The 18,572-nt window shown below is 45.5% G+C and carries 13 protein-coding genes; 7 read left to right on the plus strand and 6 right to left on the minus strand.

Features of this window, described 5'->3' with window-relative positions; genetic code table 11:
• From EXZ60_RS15595 to tldD, 3 genes are read left to right on the plus strand one after another with little or no spacing between them, the layout of a single operon-like run.
• Complete coding sequence (locus EXZ60_RS15595; protein WP_017047089.1) at window positions 1–3,885, plus strand: YhdP family protein; 3,885 nt, start codon at window positions 1–3, stop codon at window positions 3,883–3,885.
• A gap of 10 nt (window positions 3,886–3,895) precedes the next feature.
• A complete protein-coding gene (locus EXZ60_RS15600; protein WP_277435934.1) occupies window positions 3,896–4,729 on the plus strand; it encodes a carbon-nitrogen hydrolase family protein in 834 nt (277 codons plus the stop codon).
• A complete protein-coding gene (tldD, locus tag EXZ60_RS15605) occupies window positions 4,726–6,171 on the plus strand; it encodes a metalloprotease TldD (RefSeq protein ID WP_170889050.1) in 1,446 nt (481 codons plus the stop codon). Before EXZ60_RS15600 ends, tldD begins: the two co-directional genes overlap by 4 nt.
• Window positions 6,172–6,288: 117 nt before the next feature.
• On the opposite strand, the gene arcA is transcribed toward tldD, so the two are convergent.
• Window positions 6,289–7,509, minus strand: a complete 1,221-nt coding sequence (arcA, locus tag EXZ60_RS15610; RefSeq protein ID WP_019282022.1) for an arginine deiminase — start codon at window positions 7,507–7,509, stop codon at window positions 6,289–6,291.
• A gap of 686 nt (window positions 7,510–8,195) precedes the next feature.
• Here arcA and rraB point away from each other — a divergent pair.
• On the plus strand, window positions 8,196–8,621 hold the full coding sequence (rraB, locus tag EXZ60_RS15615; RefSeq protein ID WP_017046663.1) for a ribonuclease E inhibitor RraB: 426 nt from the start codon (window positions 8,196–8,198) through the stop codon (window positions 8,619–8,621).
• A gap of 164 nt (window positions 8,622–8,785) precedes the next feature.
• Window positions 8,786–9,589: a hypothetical protein gene (locus tag EXZ60_RS15620; RefSeq protein WP_013857849.1), complete on the plus strand. Its 804-nt coding sequence runs from the start codon at window positions 8,786–8,788 to the stop codon at window positions 9,587–9,589.
• 11 nt (window positions 9,590–9,600) lie between these two features.
• On the opposite strand, the gene EXZ60_RS15625 is transcribed toward EXZ60_RS15620, so the two are convergent.
• The 5 genes from EXZ60_RS15625 to argR all read right to left on the minus strand — a co-directional run bounded on the left by EXZ60_RS15625 (window position 9,601) and on the right by argR (window position 15,450).
• Window positions 9,601–9,993 (minus strand): DUF2061 domain-containing protein, encoded by a 393-nt coding sequence (locus tag EXZ60_RS15625; RefSeq protein WP_026027587.1) that lies wholly within the window; start codon window positions 9,991–9,993, stop codon window positions 9,601–9,603.
• A 168-nt stretch (window positions 9,994–10,161) separates the two neighbouring features.
• A complete protein-coding gene (locus EXZ60_RS15630; protein ID WP_277435935.1) occupies window positions 10,162–10,599 on the minus strand; it encodes a universal stress protein in 438 nt (145 codons plus the stop codon).
• An 84-nt stretch (window positions 10,600–10,683) separates the two neighbouring features.
• On the minus strand, window positions 10,684–13,257 hold the full coding sequence (locus EXZ60_RS15635; RefSeq protein ID WP_277435936.1) for a TRAP transporter permease: 2,574 nt from the start codon (window positions 13,255–13,257) through the stop codon (window positions 10,684–10,686).
• 287 nt (window positions 13,258–13,544) lie between these two features.
• A complete protein-coding gene (locus EXZ60_RS15640; RefSeq protein WP_026027829.1) occupies window positions 13,545–14,513 on the minus strand; it encodes a TAXI family TRAP transporter solute-binding subunit in 969 nt (322 codons plus the stop codon).
• A gap of 463 nt (window positions 14,514–14,976) precedes the next feature.
• Window positions 14,977–15,450 (minus strand): transcriptional regulator ArgR, encoded by a 474-nt coding sequence (gene argR, locus EXZ60_RS15645; protein WP_013857844.1) that lies wholly within the window; start codon window positions 15,448–15,450, stop codon window positions 14,977–14,979.
• A gap of 325 nt (window positions 15,451–15,775) precedes the next feature.
• Between argR and mdh the strand changes: the two genes are divergently transcribed.
• Window positions 15,776–16,711: a malate dehydrogenase gene (gene mdh / locus EXZ60_RS15650; protein WP_017043806.1), complete on the plus strand. Its 936-nt coding sequence runs from the start codon at window positions 15,776–15,778 to the stop codon at window positions 16,709–16,711.
• A 293-nt stretch (window positions 16,712–17,004) separates the two neighbouring features.
• The gene (locus EXZ60_RS15655; RefSeq protein WP_017050650.1) at window positions 17,005–18,411 is read left to right on the plus strand and encodes a basic amino acid/polyamine antiporter; all 1,407 of its coding nucleotides are present in this window, start codon (window positions 17,005–17,007) and stop codon (window positions 18,409–18,411) included.
• The last annotated feature ends 161 nt before the right edge of the window (window positions 18,412–18,572 follow it).

An 18,572-nucleotide genomic window follows, 5' to 3' on the forward strand; every position in this document is an offset into this window, starting at 1 on the left:
GTGATCTCAACTTTTACGCGCCTTTGGCGAATAGTATTGTGGTTTATCGTTTGCGTGCTAGTGGTGCTGGCTGTTGCTGTCACCACCTTGCGTGTGTTTTTGCCACAAATGAATCGTTTCCAAGGCGAAATACAAACGTTGATCAACCAAAATTCAGGTTTTGAATTTGAATTAAGTGAGGTCACTGGTTTTTGGCGTAATACTCACCCGTCAATTGCACTTAAGGGGCTAAAAGCAAAGCTACCTGATGGATCGCAAATTCACTTTTCTGCGCAGCAAATCGATGTTGAATTTGACCTCATTCAGTCAATACTGCAAATGCAACCTGTGGTCGCGGATCTCAGTATTCATCAACTCAAATTGGATATTCGCTCGGTAAACTGGCTTGAGCTACAGGCTGAAGATAACCAACAGAGCCGCACACAAGGCAATGTCATTCAACGTTTAGACAACCTACTGTTGCGGCAATTGGATGATTTTGCGCTACTCGACTCGACGGTTTTCTATCAATCTGTCGCGGGGGAGATTCGCCAGTTAGATATTGAACGTCTTCGGTGGAAAAATAACGCTCAGCAACATAAAGCTGAAGGCGTGGTGAGCATCGCTGATACCAGTATTAACTCTCTGTTAGTGAGTGCTAACTTTGAAGATCATGGTTCACTACGCGATATTTCAGGCCGCTTCTATGTTAGCGCTGACAATATCAAAATAAACCCGTGGTTGACTCGTTATCTCAAAGACGAAACCGGCATTAAGAAAGGACAGGTGAGTTTTAATGCCTGGCTGACCTTAGAACATAACCAACCCAAAGATGGCTATGTCGAACTTAAGCCCTCGGAACTGGTTTGGGGTGAAGAGCGTCAGCATGAACTGTTGTTAGAGTCGGGAATCATCAAACTGTTACCTATTGAACAAGGATGGCAAGTTAACGCTTACTCACTTCAGTTGCGCACGGATGACGAAGTGTGGCCTAAACTTGATGCCGCGTTTGAATGGCAACCGACGCAATGGCGTTTGAACTTGTCGCAGTTAGACATAAAAACTTTGCTTCCCTTTGTGAAAATGATGCCCGATTCCAGCAAAACGAACGAGCTTTTGCAGCAATTGGATTTGGGGGGCACCTTAGAAGATATTCGGCTCAGCAAAGGAGATAGCCTGCAATCGCTTCGTTATTCTGCCGAACTCAGTGATGGCGCCATGGCGCAATGGCAGTTATTGCCACAAGTACACCATCTCAAAGCTTCCATTGCAGGTAGCATGGAGAGTGCCCGCGCCAAAGTGACGCTGATTGATGACGTGTTACCTTATGGTGATGTTTTCCAAGCACCATTGAATATTCGTCAAGGTGAAGCTGATGTTGTGTGGCAAAAGCAAGCCGATGGCTGGTCATTGTGGGCCAGTAAAGTGACTGCGGCGACGCCAGACTTACAAGTGCTTGGATCATTTCGTCTCGATTTTCCTGAAAAACGCAGCCCTTTACTTTCATTTTATGCGGAAGCGGACTTATACAATGCAGGTGAAACTTGGCGTTATTTGCCCACCTTAGCATTGGGGCGCAAGTTAACAGACTATCTCTCTACTGCGATTCAAGGTGGTAAAGCCAACACTGCTAAACTGCTTTGGTATGGTGAACTTGGCGATTTTCCCTACCAACAAAACAATGGCGTATTCCAAGCTTGGGTTGGTTTAAAAGAGGCGAAATTTAGTTTTGATACGGCGTGGCCGCCGATCACCAATTTGCAACTCGATCTGCTGTTTGAAAACGATGCGATGTACCTTGATTCACACTCTGCGACCTTAATGGATGTCACTGCCCAGCGGATCACAGGGCGAATACCTGAGCTAGCCGAAGGTGGACACATCGAAATCGAAGCCAGTGCAACAGCCCAAGGCAATGCCGTACGCGACTATATGACCTCAACGCCTTTAGTGGATTCGGTGGGAGCGGCGTTAACGGCGATCCAAGTCAGTGGCGAAGTGCAATCTGAATTTCAGCTTCGTATCCCTTTTGATAGTGAACAGGAACCCCGAGCATGGGGTTGGGCGAATTTAAATAATAACCACGTGGAAATTGATGCACCGCCAATGGTGCTTGAGGGTGTCTCTGGCAAAATTGAATTTGATAATGACGTTGTGACGGCAGCCGGTTTGTCGGCTGATCTGCTGACTCAACCGATCGCGATTGATTTTAAAGGTGAAAATGCCAGCCAAGGTTACGCGGTGAATATTGATGTGGTGGGAGACTGGGATATTAAACCCCTGACGCCTTTTGTCGGTGAGCGCTGGCTAAACCGTTTAAAAGGGCATGCTCCTTGGCAAATGGGCGTTGATATTCAGCTCAATGATGTCGGTTTCACTTATCAAATCGACACCTTAGCCGATTTAAAAATGGTAGAAAGTGATTACCCTTACCCGCTAAAAAAAGCCTTCAACGTGGCAGGCAAAGCTCACTTGCAAGCATCGGGTAACCAAGAGTCGATCACCGCTCGCCTACAATTACCACAAGCGAAATACCAAGCTGAAATCGATATCACATCGAAAAAACCACGCCTGACAGCCACCAATCTCATAGTAGGGAGCGGCAATTTCAAAATCAGCCCAGTGGTTGGCCACCATGCGCAGATCCGCAGCGATACCTTTAATTTGGATGAATGGTTGAGTTTGGCCAATGAGCCTCAACCGAAGAAAAAATCAGCTCTAGCGGAGATGAATACTCCTGAGATCCCACCACCAGAGAGAGTGGACATCAACGTCAAAGCACTTCTACTAGCGGGAATTGAATGGCACGATGTTGATTTTAATGCCAGACGTAAAAATCTCGGTTGGTACGCACAGCTCGAGAGCCAAGAAGCAAAAGGCCAAGCGAGTTATATTGAACCTTATGATTTGTCCGTCTCGCTTGAACGCTTGCACGTTTACATTCCTGAGTTGGAGGACAGCTCCAAAAAATCACTGTTGGTTGATCAAGATCGCCAGTCTGAGCCGCTTATTACTGATTTTGACCGACAGTTTCATCGATTGGTGCCAAACTTAACTTTGGCCATTGATGATTTTTGGTTGCAGGGTTACAAGGTGGGCAAGATGAATATGGACTTCCAACGGCAAGGTGATACTTTGCAATGGAAGAAGATTGATATCAGTAGTGGTTCAAACCAAGTCAATATCAGTGGTGCTTGGACGTTGAATAAAGACGCACAAGGTGATGAGCGTAGCCATACCCAACTGAATCTCACCATGAAAGGTGACAATAATAGCGATTTGATGGAGCGCTTTGGCATCAGCTCCGGTATCCAAAGAGCGCCATTTGAAATGTCGAGTCAAACCGAATGGGATGGCGCGCCTTGGTCAATGAAGATCGACAGCTTAGAAGGCAAGATAGAGACTACTATGGGTAAAGGTGTCGTTTCTGATGTCAGCGGTGCCGCTCGTTTACTCGGATTATTCAGTTTAGATTCCATTATCCGTAAAATGCAGCTCGATTTTAGTGACGTGTTTGATAAAGGAATGGCCTTTAACTCAATTACGGGCAGTGGTGAAATTTCGCAAGGGATTTTTGTTACCAACAACATCAAAATGGATGCTGTTGCCGGTGAAATGACCATTAAAGGCTTAGCGGATCTCAATAGCCGTACTGTTGATGCTGAGGTGAATTTTGTACCAGACATCACATCAGGAATTCCCGTCTTGACGGCTTTTGCGGTGACGCCGCAAACAGCGCTGTATGTCCTAGCCATTACGACCGTGATTGCACCTGTGGTTGAAGTCTTTACCCAAGTCAATTATGAGGTTAAAGGACCAATTAATTCACCGGTTGTTAAAGAGCTTTCACGTAGTAGGGGCGAGTTTAAATTGCCAGAAAAGTTGAGAAAATTGACTGAAAAATAGGGAAGTAGGCATGGATCGCGTTGGACTTATTCAAATGACGTCAAGCTCTGAACCTGCGCAGAATTTGGCCTATATCGAACAGCAAGTGTCACTACTTGTGGAGCAAGGCGTGCAGTGGATTGTCACGCCGGAAAATGCACTGGTGTTTGGCACGCGACAACAGTACCACCAATATGCCGAGCCATTGGGGCAAGGGCCCTTGCAGAGCCAATTGGCTGCCATGGCCCGCTTTCATCGGGTGTGGTTGTTGGTGGGCAGCATGCCTATTCGTCGTAAAGTTGGGGTAACGACCAGCTCCTTGCTGTTTGATGCCAGTGGCGATCTTGTCGCGCACTACGACAAGCTGCACATGTTTGATGTCGATGTCGCTGACGGCCACCAGCGCTATCGAGAATCGGAAACTTTTACCTGCGGCACAAAGCTGAGTGTTGCGTCGACGCCATTTGGTCAAATTGGCCTTTCCATCTGCTATGATGTGCGTTTTCCGCACCTCTATTCTCAATTAAGAGTGCAGAGTGCTCAGATATTAGTGGTTCCTGCGGCCTTTACGGCGGTGACCGGAAAGGCACATTGGGAAGTCTTGTTAAGAGCCCGAGCGATAGAGAATCAGTGTTGGGTTGTTGCGGTTGGGCAAGCTGGGCTTCATCCATGTGGGCGCGAGACATGGGGTCATTCGATGGTCATCAGCCCTTGGGGTGAGGTTATTGCAAGCTTAAACCAGCAAGTGGGGAATTTAGTCGCCGATATTGACTTGGCTTACGTTGATCAAGTTCGACAAAAAATGCCCATTGCTGCACACACCCGATTCACCAATCAGTTTATAGATAATAAGAGCACACTATGAGTATTAACCGCATTGAAGATGCACTATTAAAACCGGCAGGATTAACCGAGCAAGATATTGCAGATACACTAGCGACAATTGCCACTCGTCAAATTGATTATGCCGATATCTATTTTCAGTCGAGCTGGCATGAATCTTTAGTGCTCGAAGACAGCATTATTAAAGACGGCTCATTTAATATCGATTGCGGTGTTGGTGTGCGCGCCATCACAGGTGAAAAAACGGGTTTTGCTTATTCAGATCAAATCCAATTAGAAGGTTTGAAACAGAGTGCAATAGCCGCACGAGGCATTGCGCAGCAAGGTAAAAGTGGTTGTGTTCAAGCCTTTAAACGTAGCGATAATCAAGCCTATTATGCGGCGGATAACCCATTAACCAGTTGGGAAAAAAAGCAAAAAACAGAATTACTGCAAGAGCTGGATGCTTACATTCGTACCAAAGAGCCTTTGATCCAAGAAGTCTCGGTGAGCTTAAGTGGTGTGCATGAACAGATGTTAGTTGCTGCAACCGATGGGACTTACGCAGGCGATATCCGCCCGTTGGTCCGTTTGTCGATCAGCGTGTTAGCACAAAAAGGTGATCGCCGCGAGCGAGGCAGCTCTGGTGGTGGTGGTCGTTTTGGTTATGACTTTTTCCTCACCGAACAAGATGGCCGTAAAGTTGCGTTTCAGTTTGCCGATGAAGCTATCCGACAAGCCTTAGTCAACCTTGAAGCTGTCGCAGCTCCCGCTGGCGCGATGCCTGTTGTGCTCGGTTCTGGTTGGCCGGGTGTCTTGCTTCACGAAGCGGTAGGGCATGGCTTAGAAGGTGATTTTAACCGCAAAGGATCTTCTGTTTTCTCCGGTAAAATTGGCCAGAAAGTAACCTCAACGCTTTGTACGATTGTTGACGATGGCACACTGAAAGATCTGCGTGGCTCGCTCAATGTCGACGATGAAGGTGTCAATGGTCAATACAACACCTTAATTGAAAATGGCGTGTTGAAAGGCTACATACAAGACAAACTCAACGCACGTTTGATGGGGGTGAATCCTACGGGTAATGGGCGTCGTGAATCGTACGCACATTTACCGATGCCGCGCATGACCAACACTTACATGTTGCCGGGTGAACATACGCCAGAAGAGATCATTTCAACAGTGAAGAAAGGCGTTTATGCGCCCAACTTTGGCGGTGGCCAAGTGGATATCACCTCGGGTAAATTTGTGTTCTCTGCCTCTGAAGCCTATATGATTGAAAACGGAAAAATTACTTATCCAATCAAAGGTGCAACCTTGATAGGTTCTGGCATTGAGGCAATGCAACAAGTCTCGATGGTGGGTAACGATTTGAGCCTTGATCGCGGCGTTGGAGTGTGCGGTAAAGCAGGACAAAGTGTGCCTGTTGGAGTAGGGCAGCCTACGCTTAAGCTAGATTCGCTCACTGTTGGTGGCACCGAATAACGTTGTTACTCGCTCAGAGCTGACGTGGTTTGTATCGCGCAGCGTAAGCAAATAAAAAGCGGCGTTTTGATGCGCCGCTTTTTTATCTCTTTTATTCACTGCGTTGAATTGAAAAGGTTAAATATCATCTCGCTCGATCGGGCAGCTCATGCAGCGCGCGCCGCCTCGGCCTCGGCCGAGTTCATTGCCGGGGATGGTTAATACTTTGATGCCCGCCTTATCGTATTTCTCGTTAGTGTAGACATTGCGCTCGTAGCCAATCACAACTCCGGGTTTAACCGTTAGCACGTTGTTGGCGTCATTCCATTGCTCGCGCTCAGCCTCATAGCTATCACCACCAGTGGTGATGATTTTGAGTTTGTCCAAACCTAACGCGCGTTCAATCGCATTAACATAACTTGGCATTGAATCGACGTTCATCCCGCCATCGCCTTTCGGCGTTAAACGCCATGTTTCTAAATCATGACGCATAATTTCGGGGTAAACAGAAAAGGTGTCGACATCCATATGTGTCATCACCGTATCTAAATGCATACAGGAGCGGTGTTTAGGCAGGTTAACGGCAATCACCTCTTTGGCCTGCCCATGTTTAAATAAACTCGCAGCAAAATTTTCTACCCCTTGCACCGTCGTGCGTTCGGAAATACCAATCAACACCGCACCTTTACCGATCACCAGTACGTCGCCCCCTTCAATATTGGCATTATCGTAGTGCAGATCTTCATCACCGAAATACTTGATAAAATTCTCTCCTGCAAATACAGGATGCCAACGATAAATGGCGCGTAAATGGTTGGTTTCACGTTGGCGTGCTGGTTTCATCATCGGATTAAGCGATACGCCGCCATACACCCAGCAAGAGGTATCGCGGGTAAAGAGATGATTGGGCAACGGTTCAATCACAAAATCTAACGGACGATGCATTTTAGGTAGCATCGAAGATGAGTGGATGGGCAGTTCGGAATAAGCAAGACCACCGAGTAGCAGAGTGGCGAGGTGTTCGTTATTCATGTCAGCTAAATAGCAGCGCAGATCGCGCGCCAAAGTGGGACCATAGCGAAAATCAGAAATTTGCGTATCGAGCAACCACGCTTTGGCATCGGCAACGGCTAAGGTTTCGACTAAGAGATCATGCAGCAACAGCACTTCAACATTTTGGTCCTTCAACGTGTTGGCAAAGGCATCATGCTCTTTTCCTGCATCTTCTACGGCAAGCACATCATCAAATAACAGTTCATGACAGTTCGACGGTGTAAGATGAGTTAAGGCACGCTCTGGCCGATTGAGTAATACTCGGCGCAGTTGCCCAACTTCAGATCCAACGTACAGCTTATTCATTTTGTATCCCTACTCTTATTTCTCATGTTCTTTATGACAAGCTTAAGCGAACGATGCAAGTCTACTTAGTGGTGGTATTGGCTGTTATTTTGTGAACTTATAGTTGTGTATGCTTTAAAGTGTGCGCTTATTAAAAAATAACTCCAAAACTAGCCAAATAAGCCTAATAACGGCAAAGTGCTTTGTTATGCGTTTTTGGCTCAGAGGAGGGTGAATTAAGCATGAAGAATAAGTGATTTTCTATGCGGTTATTTACATAAAAAGTGCATAATGCGGGCATGTTTAGCCAAAGCGACCTTTTTCGCTATGCATGAATGTTTGATAAACAGGCAGTTTAATGCGGTGAAAGAGCAAATCATCAGGCAGATAATCTACTGAATTAGCAAAATGAAAATAAATTGTTAAATTAAAGTATTTTTTATTTAATCTGTACTTGATTGAGCAGTGATCCTTTAGAAAGATAAAGATCGCGGTACGTTGTTGGTGGCAATTTTAGGCGAACCATGCCATATTTCGTCGAAATTCATTTATACCCTTCCGACGTGAAGTTGCAGCGGTGCTGGCTACGTTTGCTCACCCCAGTCACATAGTTTATCTATGTTCATGGGGATGAACTCACTTGCCGCCTATCTGCAACGCCAAGTTGATGGAGTATAGTCTACATTTAGCCAAATCTGGAGCACCTTATGTCTCAACCTCAGCAAGATGACTACGTATCCGTTGAAGAGTTAATCGAAATTCAAAAAGAAGATACTCGCGACATCATTCAAGCCCTGCTCGAAGATGGCAGTGATCCAGATGCGTTATATGAGATAGAGCACCACCTATTTGCTGAAGATTTTGACACGCTAGAAAAAGCGGTTGTTGAAGCCTTTAAAATGGGCTTTGAAGTGCTTGAAGCAGAAGAAACAGAAGATGAAGACGGCAATAAACTATTGTGCTGTGACGCGACTATGCAATCGGTACTGAAGGCCGAAGCGATCGATGAACAGGCAGAGAAGCTTATTCAACTTGCTGAAAAATATGACATTATTTACGACGGCTGGGGCACTTACTACGAAGGTGAAGATGCGCTATACGACGATGAAGAAGATGAAGACGACCAAGAGTGATTAGGCGTTATTTACCTTAATGTGAGATACCAGCCCTTTGGCTGGTATTTTTTTTAGCTATGCAAAGCTAGTGGGGCACTTTAGTGACGAATCATTATTTTTGTCAGCACATCTTTATTTATTTTGTATATAATCGCTCAACATTGATCTAGCTCAAGTTTATTATGCGAATTTCTCTTGCTGGCTTTTGGCAGCTTTCACCGTTGACTGATTTATCGATCCCGCAAGATGATCTTTGTTTTCCTGCGCCTCTTAGCCAAGTATTACCTCACGATATGACAGAAGCACAAATTGCCGAGCAAGAGTGGCATTTGATGCATGATGTTGAGGTGGATGAAGTGATGCTTGGTTTTGCTGCAATTGATCTTGTGCTTGAGGGGATCGATTTTTATGCGGAAATACGTTTAAACGGTGTGGCACTATTTGATTGTGATGGTAGTCAAGCTGTGTATAAAAAAGACATTCGGCCTTTGCTGCAACTCGGCCGCAATCGATTCGAAATTTTGTTTGTTGAGCAAGAAGAAGAGTGGTTGCTGGAGGATCAAGATTTACCGCAATTATGCCCATTGGGACACCACTCGGTGAAGAAATACGATGAGCGAATGGGTATTTGGCAAGAGCCTTATCTGCAATGCATTCGTCATGTTCGTTTAGAGCATGTTACCACTGAGCAAATCTGGCACTATGGTGGTGGCTGTGAGTTTTTGGTTCACTTACATTATCAAACCTACGCACCAGGATTAGTTTCCGCGGTGGTGAAATTTAATGGTATGAGCTATCAGTTACCTATTGATGTACGTCATCAGCATGCCAGTGCTTTATTTCAAGTGGAAGCGCCGAAGTACGCAGATCTTACACAGCTTAACCCGAATGATTTGTATACCTTATCGGTGCAACTTGATGGTCAGCAGCAATCCTTCCATATCGCGTTAAGCGAAGATCTCTGTGTTACCCATTTTCCTATCTGATCAACGTACAGTTAATGAGAGCATTTCATTGGTGACCATTCTTGCGGATGCCTCTTTTGCCAAAACTTCTCGTAGAAGTAGTAAGCACACGTATTAATACTCGGTTCGATCATGGCTAACACACCACCAATGATAAAACTTCCGGTCATGATATATGCCACGCTAAATGCAACACTGAAGTGCACTACAGCAAAGCTACCTGTTTTAATTTTGGCCGATTGTGAGTAGCGGCGCAGTGGGGCGTAGTGCGCCCATACTTTTTCGTGAAAGTAAAAAGCAACGGTATTGACCATCGGCTCAAGCATGGCAATCAGACTACCAAGAATAATGTCGCCCGTAAGTAGATAAACGACGGTAAACGCAATACTGAAATGGATCGCGGCAAAGCTAAGCGTTTTTTTCATAATGTTCACCTAAACGGTTATCGGGTTGATGTAAACATTATTGATAATTATTCTCAACAAGTAAAGGTAATTGAGCCTATTAGTTTGATAGCCAATTCCTAACTGAGGCGCTTATCGTTGGCATAAAAAAAAGCGCCTGATGCGCTTTTTTATGACGATGCAGGGTTTCTATCCTTGCGGCTTGACAACCAGTACATTGATTGGCGAGTTTTGCACTACTTTACTGGCCACCGATCCCAGCATCACTTTATCGATCTTCGATCGTTTATGGCTTGGCATGATAATCAAATCAGCTCCGAGCTTTTCTGCGTAATCTAAAATGGTGGTGTAGGCTTTACCTTCCGCTACATGCAGTTTGTAGATTATTTCGCCAGCGATATGTTGAGCAGCAAACTGTTTTAGCTGTTGCTTGACGTCTTCTTTCATTTTCGCCGCGGCATCTTTCGGGAAGTATGTGGCGACCATCGACATGTGGATACCAGGTAATACATTTAAAAGATGAATTTCAGCATTGGAATGTGTCGCGTGCCAAACAGCAAGTTCAACGGCTTTGTCAGAAAAGCCTTTTTCATTAAGGTCTACTGGAACAAGGATGTGTTTATACATTATGGATTATCTCATCTACGATAGGGTGCTTTAGAGCACCTTGTTTCCGTAAAGTATATGCCTAGCTCGTGCTAGGCATATTGATTAAGCGCGTATTTCTTGTGTTCTCATACGGCGTTTTTGATTCCAAGCTAGCGTCAGCACTAGTAATAATGCAGGTAAGAAGACCCACTCTTTCATCGGACGTTGGCTTTCCACTACAATTGAGCGGATTTCCCAATCAAAATCTATACCTGCTGCTTCTGCTGGGCTGCCGAACTCAATCATATCCACTAGCATACGATTGCTTGTTTCTTTCAAGGTTAGTCCCATTGATTGAATACGCTGCTCTGCCGTTGCGGCTTGATCCTCAAAAGGGAGTAGTACTGTTTTTGATAAGTAATCACCTTCAATGGTTTCACCAGCGACGATAAGCTCTATCGATTGACCCACATCGAGGTTTTCTACAATTTGCGCTATCTCTGTGCCTGGGTGCAGTTCGCTCGCAGGATAAATCATGTCCCACCAAAAACCGGGTCGGAAGAACGAGAACGTCAGCACCAACAACAAGACGGTTTCCCACCACTTATTGCGAGTTAGCCACCAACCTTGAGTCGCAGCAGAAAACAGCAGCATTGCGGTAATGGCCGAGAAAATGGTTAACGCTAAGTGCCACCATGTATCAATTCCCATTAGCAGTAGTTGAGTGTTGAATACGAACATAAAGGGCAAAATGGCGGTACGAATATCGTAAGCAAACCCTTGAATACCTGTACGAATAGGGTCTGATTTAGCGATAGCTGCTGCGGCAAATGCCGCCAAGCCAACTGGTGGGGTGTCATCTGCCAAAATGCCGAAATAGAACACAAATAAGTGTACGGCAATCAATGGGATGATAAGACCATGAGCGGCTCCCAGTGTCACAATGACGGGAGCCATTAAGGTTGATACGACGATGTAGTTGGCGGTGGTCGGTAAGCCCATACCAAGAATGAGGCTGATCACGGCGGTAAAAATCAGCATCAGTATGACGCTGCCACCGGAGATAAACTCAACAAAATCGGTCATCACTAAGCCAATACCAGTCAAGGTGACGACACCGACAACAGTGCCAGCGGCTGCGGTTGCTACACCAATGCCAATCATATTCCGCGCGCCCGAAACCAAGCTTTCGGCAAGATCAACAAACCCAGCCTTCACTTGCGTGTTCAAATCGTTGCTCTTATTGAGTAACGACATGATTGGCCGCTGAGTGATTAAAATGAAGACCATAAATATCGTGGCCCAAAAAGCGGATAATCCAGGCGAGAAGCGCTCGACCGTCAAACACCATACGAGCACCACAATAGGTAGCAGGTAATGAAGCCCTGATTTTACCGTCGGCCCAGGGTCGGGTACTTCTTGGATATCCATATCCATTGCACTTTCTGAGGCGTAGCGAGATGAGATTTTAATCAGAGCGACATAAGTCAGTAAAAGCGCAACCGTAACAATTGGAGTAGCGGCGTCACCAAACACCTCTTTGGTCCAACCAATGCCGTAGTAAACAACAGCGCTGAGAACGCAAAGCCCTAAAATAGTACCCGTAAATGAAAGTAAACTTTGCACCCATGTCGGTGTATGACGGCGAGGTAGGCCTTTCATTCCTGCTTTGCAGGCTTCCAAATGGACAATATAAATTAAGGCAATATAAGAGATAAGCGCTGGCAGTAGCGCCGCACGGATCACTTCAACATAGGAAATACCGACATATTCCACCATTAAAAATGCGGCAGCCCCCATGATAGGCGGGGTTAATTGGCCATTGGTGGAAGCGGCTACTTCAACAGCGCCCGCCTTTGTTCCGGGAAAGCCGACACGTTTCATCAAGGGAATGGTAAAAGTGCCGGTGGTAACTACGTTTGCAATCGATGAGCCAGACACTAGCCCTGATAAGCCTGAGGCCACAACCGCTGCTTTCGCGGGACCGCCTCGCATGTGGCCCAACAATGAAAAGGCTACTTTGATAAAATAGGAACCTGCGCCAGCTCGTTCAAGCATTGCGCCAAATAGAACAAACAAGAACACAAAAGAGGTGGAAACTCCAAGAGCCACCCCAAAAACCCCTTCAGTGGTCAGCCATAAATGAGACATCGCTTTGTTTAGGCTCGCTCCTTTATGAGCGATCACATCCGGCATGTGTGGGCCACCAAAGGTGTAGAGCAAAAAGAGTGCTGCGACCAACATTAGCGGTGGCCCTAACGCTCGACGTGTTGCTTCAAGTAATAGCACCATTCCTGTGACGGAGACCGCTATATCAATCAAGGTTGGCGCACCAGAGCGACCAGCCAACTCATTGTAAAATAAATAGATGTAAGCAGCAGAGAAACTGCCCGCCAATGCCAAAATCCAATCAATCAATGGAATGCGATCGCGTGGTGAGTTTTTTAACGCAGGGTAGGCAGTAAAGGCGAGAAAAACAGCGAATGTGAGGTGAATGGCTCGTGCTTGCGTATCGTTTAAGATGGCAAAGTTAAAAATAAAGGGCAGCGGTGAAGCATACCAAAGTTGGAATAGTGACCAACATAGTGGGACAAACCACAAAATGCGCCCCGGCAAGCCGTGAGGGTTTCTTGCGCCGGTATCAGATTGCGCTACCATTTCCTGCACATCGGTTGACGGAGTAAGTGTCTTCGTCATGTACGTTATCCTTATTATTGGCTGCCTACGTCTCGGTTGGTCACAGGGTCAATTCACTGCTAATGAGAAGTGGGCTATTGCGGAACAGAACAAAAGGTGGGTTGTTAAATCATTTAAAACCCAAATGTGCCCAGAGAGTCGTTGTGAACGTAAGAGGACAGGCCATCATCGCTGACCATAACGCCAAGGGATAAAGGGCATATCGCTCGTGACTGAAAGGGCAATCAAAGGAGACGTTCAGCCTCCTTTGATTCGGTATCGCTATTGTTGGTTTTCGCGATGCGAAATTATTTTAGCAGACCGATTTCTTTGTAATATTTTTCTGCGCCAGGATGAAGAGGAATGGAGATCCCCGCTTTCACCATGTCTTCTTTTTTCAAGTTAGCAAAGGCAGGGTGAAGACGTTTAAAGGTATCAAAATCTTCAAATACCGCTTTGACCAAATTGTATGCGACTTCATCAGACACATCAGTGCTTGATACCAAGGTCGCAGCCACACCAAAACTGGTTACATCTTTATCTGTTCCACGGTACATGCCAGCAGGAATCGTGCTGTAAGCGTAGTAAGGGTTATTGGCAACAATTTTTTCAATTTCAGGGCCAGTAGCAGAGACGAGTTTTGCATCGCATGAGGTCGTTGCTTCTTTGATTGAACCATTTGGATGGCCAACCATATAAATAAAGGCATCTATTTTATTGTCGCACAATGCTTGAGAGCGCTCAGAGCCTTTGAGCTCAGAAGCCAGTTTGAAGCTGTCATTGGTCCAACCAAATGCATCCATCACAACAGCCATGGTTGCCCTGTCACCAGAACCTGGGTTACCAATGTTGACACGTTTACCTTTCAAGTCAGCCACGTTTTCAATGCCTGAATCGGCGCGGGCAATGATATTAAAAGGTTCGGTATGAAGGGAAAATACTGCGCGCAGTTTTTTATTCGGGCCTTGCTCGGCAAATTCACTGGTACCGTTATAACCATGGTACTGCCAGTCAGATTGAACAATACCGAAATCGAGTTCACCTGCACGAATCGTGTTCACGTTGTAGATCGATCCGCCTGTTGATTCTACTGAGCAGCGAATGTTGTGATCTTTACGCCCTTTATTAACCAGCTTACAAATAGCACCACCTGTCGGGTAGTAAACACCAGTGACGGATCCTGTACCAATCGTAATGAACTCTTGTGCGCTTAACGTACCTGTACCCATGACCGCTGCTGCAATAATTCCAACTTTAATCAATTTATTCAATGCCATGAATTTTCCTTCCTTATTCATTATTAACCCCATAGATAATTGTTGTTACACCCTTCCCACCTGAAGTTGCTGTGGTGTTGGCTACGTTCGTTCACCCCAATCACAGAATTATCCATGCTTATGACGACTGACTCACTTGCCGCCTACCCGCAACTTCAAGTTGTTTGGGTATCGGGGGAGTTTCCTCATCTAGAAACGGCATCTTTTTCAATCCGTATGTTGAAAAAGTGGCTAAATAATACCAAAAAATCGACACATAATTACAGGAATGTTAAAAAATGTAGCGAAATTGGCTATCAATAAGCGTCATTGTCAGAGCCAAAATATGGCAATAGCTTGCCTATCAAGGAGTTATTCCTCTTTCTGCTGTGACAACTTATTGCTGAAGATGTGAAGAGAATCACGCCGACTTGACTCAGTGTGATTCTACTAGAGAGTGAGATGAAATACGTTTAGGGACAAATTACCCTGCGTAATCAAACAGATCACAGACTGAATCAAACAGCTGCTTTGTCGTTACGTTCAGTGTCGGTGTGATAAAAATGGTATCGTCACCGGCCACCACACCCAAGATGCCTTCTGATTTGCCCAGAGAATCAAGTAACCGAGCAATAAGCTGCGCCGCCCCTGGCCCGGTATGAATCACTACCAGCGCGGCATTGTGATCTATATCTAGCACTAATTCACGCAGTGAACTTGATACGGTTGGTACACCGAGTTCAGCAGGAAGGCAGTAGACCATCTCCATTTTTGCGTTGCGAGTGCGTACCGCGCCAAATTTAGTCAGCATGCGAGATACTTTGGATTGGTTGATATTATCAAACCCTTCATTACGCAGGGCATCGACAATGTCACCTTGAGATCCAAAACGTTCTTCTTTTAATAGATTTTTAAAAGCACGAACCAGATTATCTTGCTTATCATTATTGTTGCGCATAGTTATCGTCTTCGATTAGCCATTTATTGCTGCATATTCTCGCATAGCTATGCAGTCATCGCCAAATTATCGTCCAAAAGTGTCTAAAAGGTCACTGTAAACTTTTATGTAAAACTTTGGTCGAATGGCAACTTAACTCTTTGTCGGTAAAGATAAACAAGGTCATAATTGCCATCGGTGCTGTAGCACGATTTTAGCGAATTGCGCGAGGTCGCAAAGCTAGCGTTAATTGATTGTAATCATATTGTGATTGCTATAGTTTTCTAGCTTAAAAATACCCTACACAAAAACATCTATAAGAGATTTATTCTCAAGGAGAACTACGATGAAAGTAGCTGTTATTGGTGCCGCTGGTGGCATCGGTCAAGCCCTAGCACTTCTACTTAAAAACCATCTTCCTGCTGGTTCCGATCTGGCGCTGTATGACATCGCACCGGTGACTCCGGGCGTTGCTGCCGATCTAAGCCACATTCCTACTCCCGTATCGATCAAAGGCTATGCTGGCGAAGATCCAACACCTGCGCTTGAAGGTGCGGATGTAGTCCTTGTTTCTGCTGGTGTCGCTCGTAAGCCGGGTATGGATCGCGCAGATCTGTTTAATGTTAACGCTGGCATTGTGAAAGCATTGGCTGAAAAGATTGCGGTTGTCTGTCCGAAAGCCTGTGTGGGCATTATCACCAACCCTGTTAATACAACAGTACCTATTGCAGCGGAAGTCTTGAAAAAAGCAGGCGTTTACGACAAGCGTAAGCTATTTGGTGTGACAACGTTGGATGTGATTCGCTCAGAAACGTTTGTCGCGGCGCTAAAAGATAAAAACCCTAGCGAGATTATTGTGCCTGTGATTGGCGGCCACTCAGGCGTCACTATCCTTCCTTTGCTTTCACAAATTGAAGGGGTTGAGTTCACGGCTGAAGAAGTGGAAGCACTAACTAAGCGCATTCAAAACGCAGGCACCGAAGTGGTGGAAGCGAAGGCGGGTGGCGGCAGTGCAACACTGTCAATGGGTCAAGCGGCTTGCCGTTTTGGCTTATCATTAGTCAAAGCACTACAAGGTGAACCAGGTGTTGTGGAATGTGCCTACGTTGACGGTGGTAGTGAGCATGCTTCATTCTTTGCACAACCGATTAAACTCGGTAAAGAGGGTGTCGAAGAAGTGTTGAGCTATGGTGCATTGAGTGCCTATGAACAAGCCGCGTTAGATGGAATGCTGACAACACTGAAAGGTGATATTCAGCTAGGTGTTGATTTCGCCAAATAAAGAATAACCTTATCTTATACAAAAATGCCGCTTGCTCATCCAAGCGGCATTTTTTATGGTTTTTACCAATATTTTTGTATGATGATGCTTTGAACTGTGTAATATGCGGTTTTTTTTACTGAGCAGTGCATTATTTTCGTCGTGAACTTACAAACTTTTTGATCCCTAGCAATGAATTTGACTATTGACTCACTATCTCAGTGACCGCGATCACATAGGGATTGATGTCTGGTAAATATGTTCTCTAAAATAGCGCCTTCCTCTAATGTGTAAACACTCACTGGATAGTTCCCATGGATAATAAGCTTGGTTTGGGCTCACTGACAGCACTGGTCATTGGTTCAATGATTGGCGCTGGTGTTTTTAGCCTGCCACAAAACATGGCCTCAGTCGCCAGCCCTTTGGCGGTAATGATCGGTTGGGGGATCACCGGCGTTGGTATGATCTTTCTCGCGCTCTCTTTTCAACAACTTGCCATTCATAAACCTCATATTAATAGTGGCGTATTTGGTTTTGCTCGAGAAGGATTTGGTGACTTTGCGGGTTTTTGTTCCGCATGGGGTTACTGGTTTAGCGCCATGGTGGCTAATGTCTCTTATCTGGTAATTGTTTTTAGTACCTTAGGCATGTTGTTTGATACACCAGATAACGTGATGTTTGGGGCGGGTAATACGTGGCTTTCCATTGGGAGTGCATCGGTATTACTTTGGTTGGTGCATGCGTTGGTCAAAAAAGGAGTACAAACGGCCGCATTCATTAATCTGATTACCACCTTTGCTAAAATGATCCCTCTCGTGTTGTTCATCATTTGTGCCGCTTTTGCTTTTTCTTGGGACAAATTCACATTGGATTTTACAGGCTTACACTTCGGTGTTGGCCATGATCTGCTGGATCAAATAAAAAGCACCATGTTGATCACGGTATGGGTGTTCATCGGAATAGAGGGAGCGGTTGTTGTGTCAAGCCGCGCTCGCCACCGTGCTGATATCGGTAAAGCGACTATTCTCGGTTTGCTTACGGCGTTGACCATTTATGTATTGGTCACCTTATTGTCGATGGGCGTGATTAAACCGGTTGAATTGGCGCAATATCAGAACCCTTCAATGGCCAAAGTGCTGACGACTATTCTTGGTCCTTGGGGTGAGTACATTATCGGTGTTGGCTTAATTATTTCGGTGTGCGGTGCTTTTCTTAGCTGGACGGTCCTGGCCTCCGAAGCGCCATTTTTATGTGCTAGAGATAAGATGTTTCCTGCCATCTACGCCCAGCAAAACGAAGCGGGGAGCCCAGTAAAAGCGTTAACTCTAACCAATGTCTGCATTCAGGTCTCACTGATTCTGGTGATGTACGCAGGCAGTACCTACGATACGCTGCTGATCTTCGCGTCAGAAATGATCCTTGTTCCCTATTTTTTGATCGGTGCCTTTACGTTAAAGATCGCGATTGAACAGAAGAATAAAGGCAAACTTCTGGTGATAGGTTCTTGTGCCACCATTTATGGGATTTGGCTTTTGTATGCCTCTGGCTTGCACTATTTGATGCTCTCCGCGCTACTCTACTTACCTGGGCTCTATTTCTACATGAAAGCCAAACGAGAGCAGGGCATTCATCCTTTTCAAGGCAAAGAAAAGTTAGGAGCTTGTGCTTTAACGATCGTGGCTGTTTTTGCATTTGGCATGATTTGGCAAGGCGGGTTTTAAATAACGCTTAGAATCAAAAAGAGCCTCAATTGAGGTAATGCCGATCAGTTAAGGCCAAAGTGATCGGTTGAACGATCCTTCAGAGCTGTCAAAATCCAAGTGTATTTAATGCACTTGGATTTTTTTATGGATGTTTCTCAAGCTCTAAACATAATTAATGA

Origin of the sequence: Vibrio sp. 1151_11 (genome assembly GCF_029478525.1) — a bacterium.
In the GTDB taxonomy this organism is placed as follows: domain Bacteria; phylum Pseudomonadota; class Gammaproteobacteria; order Enterobacterales; family Vibrionaceae; genus Vibrio; species Vibrio anguillarum.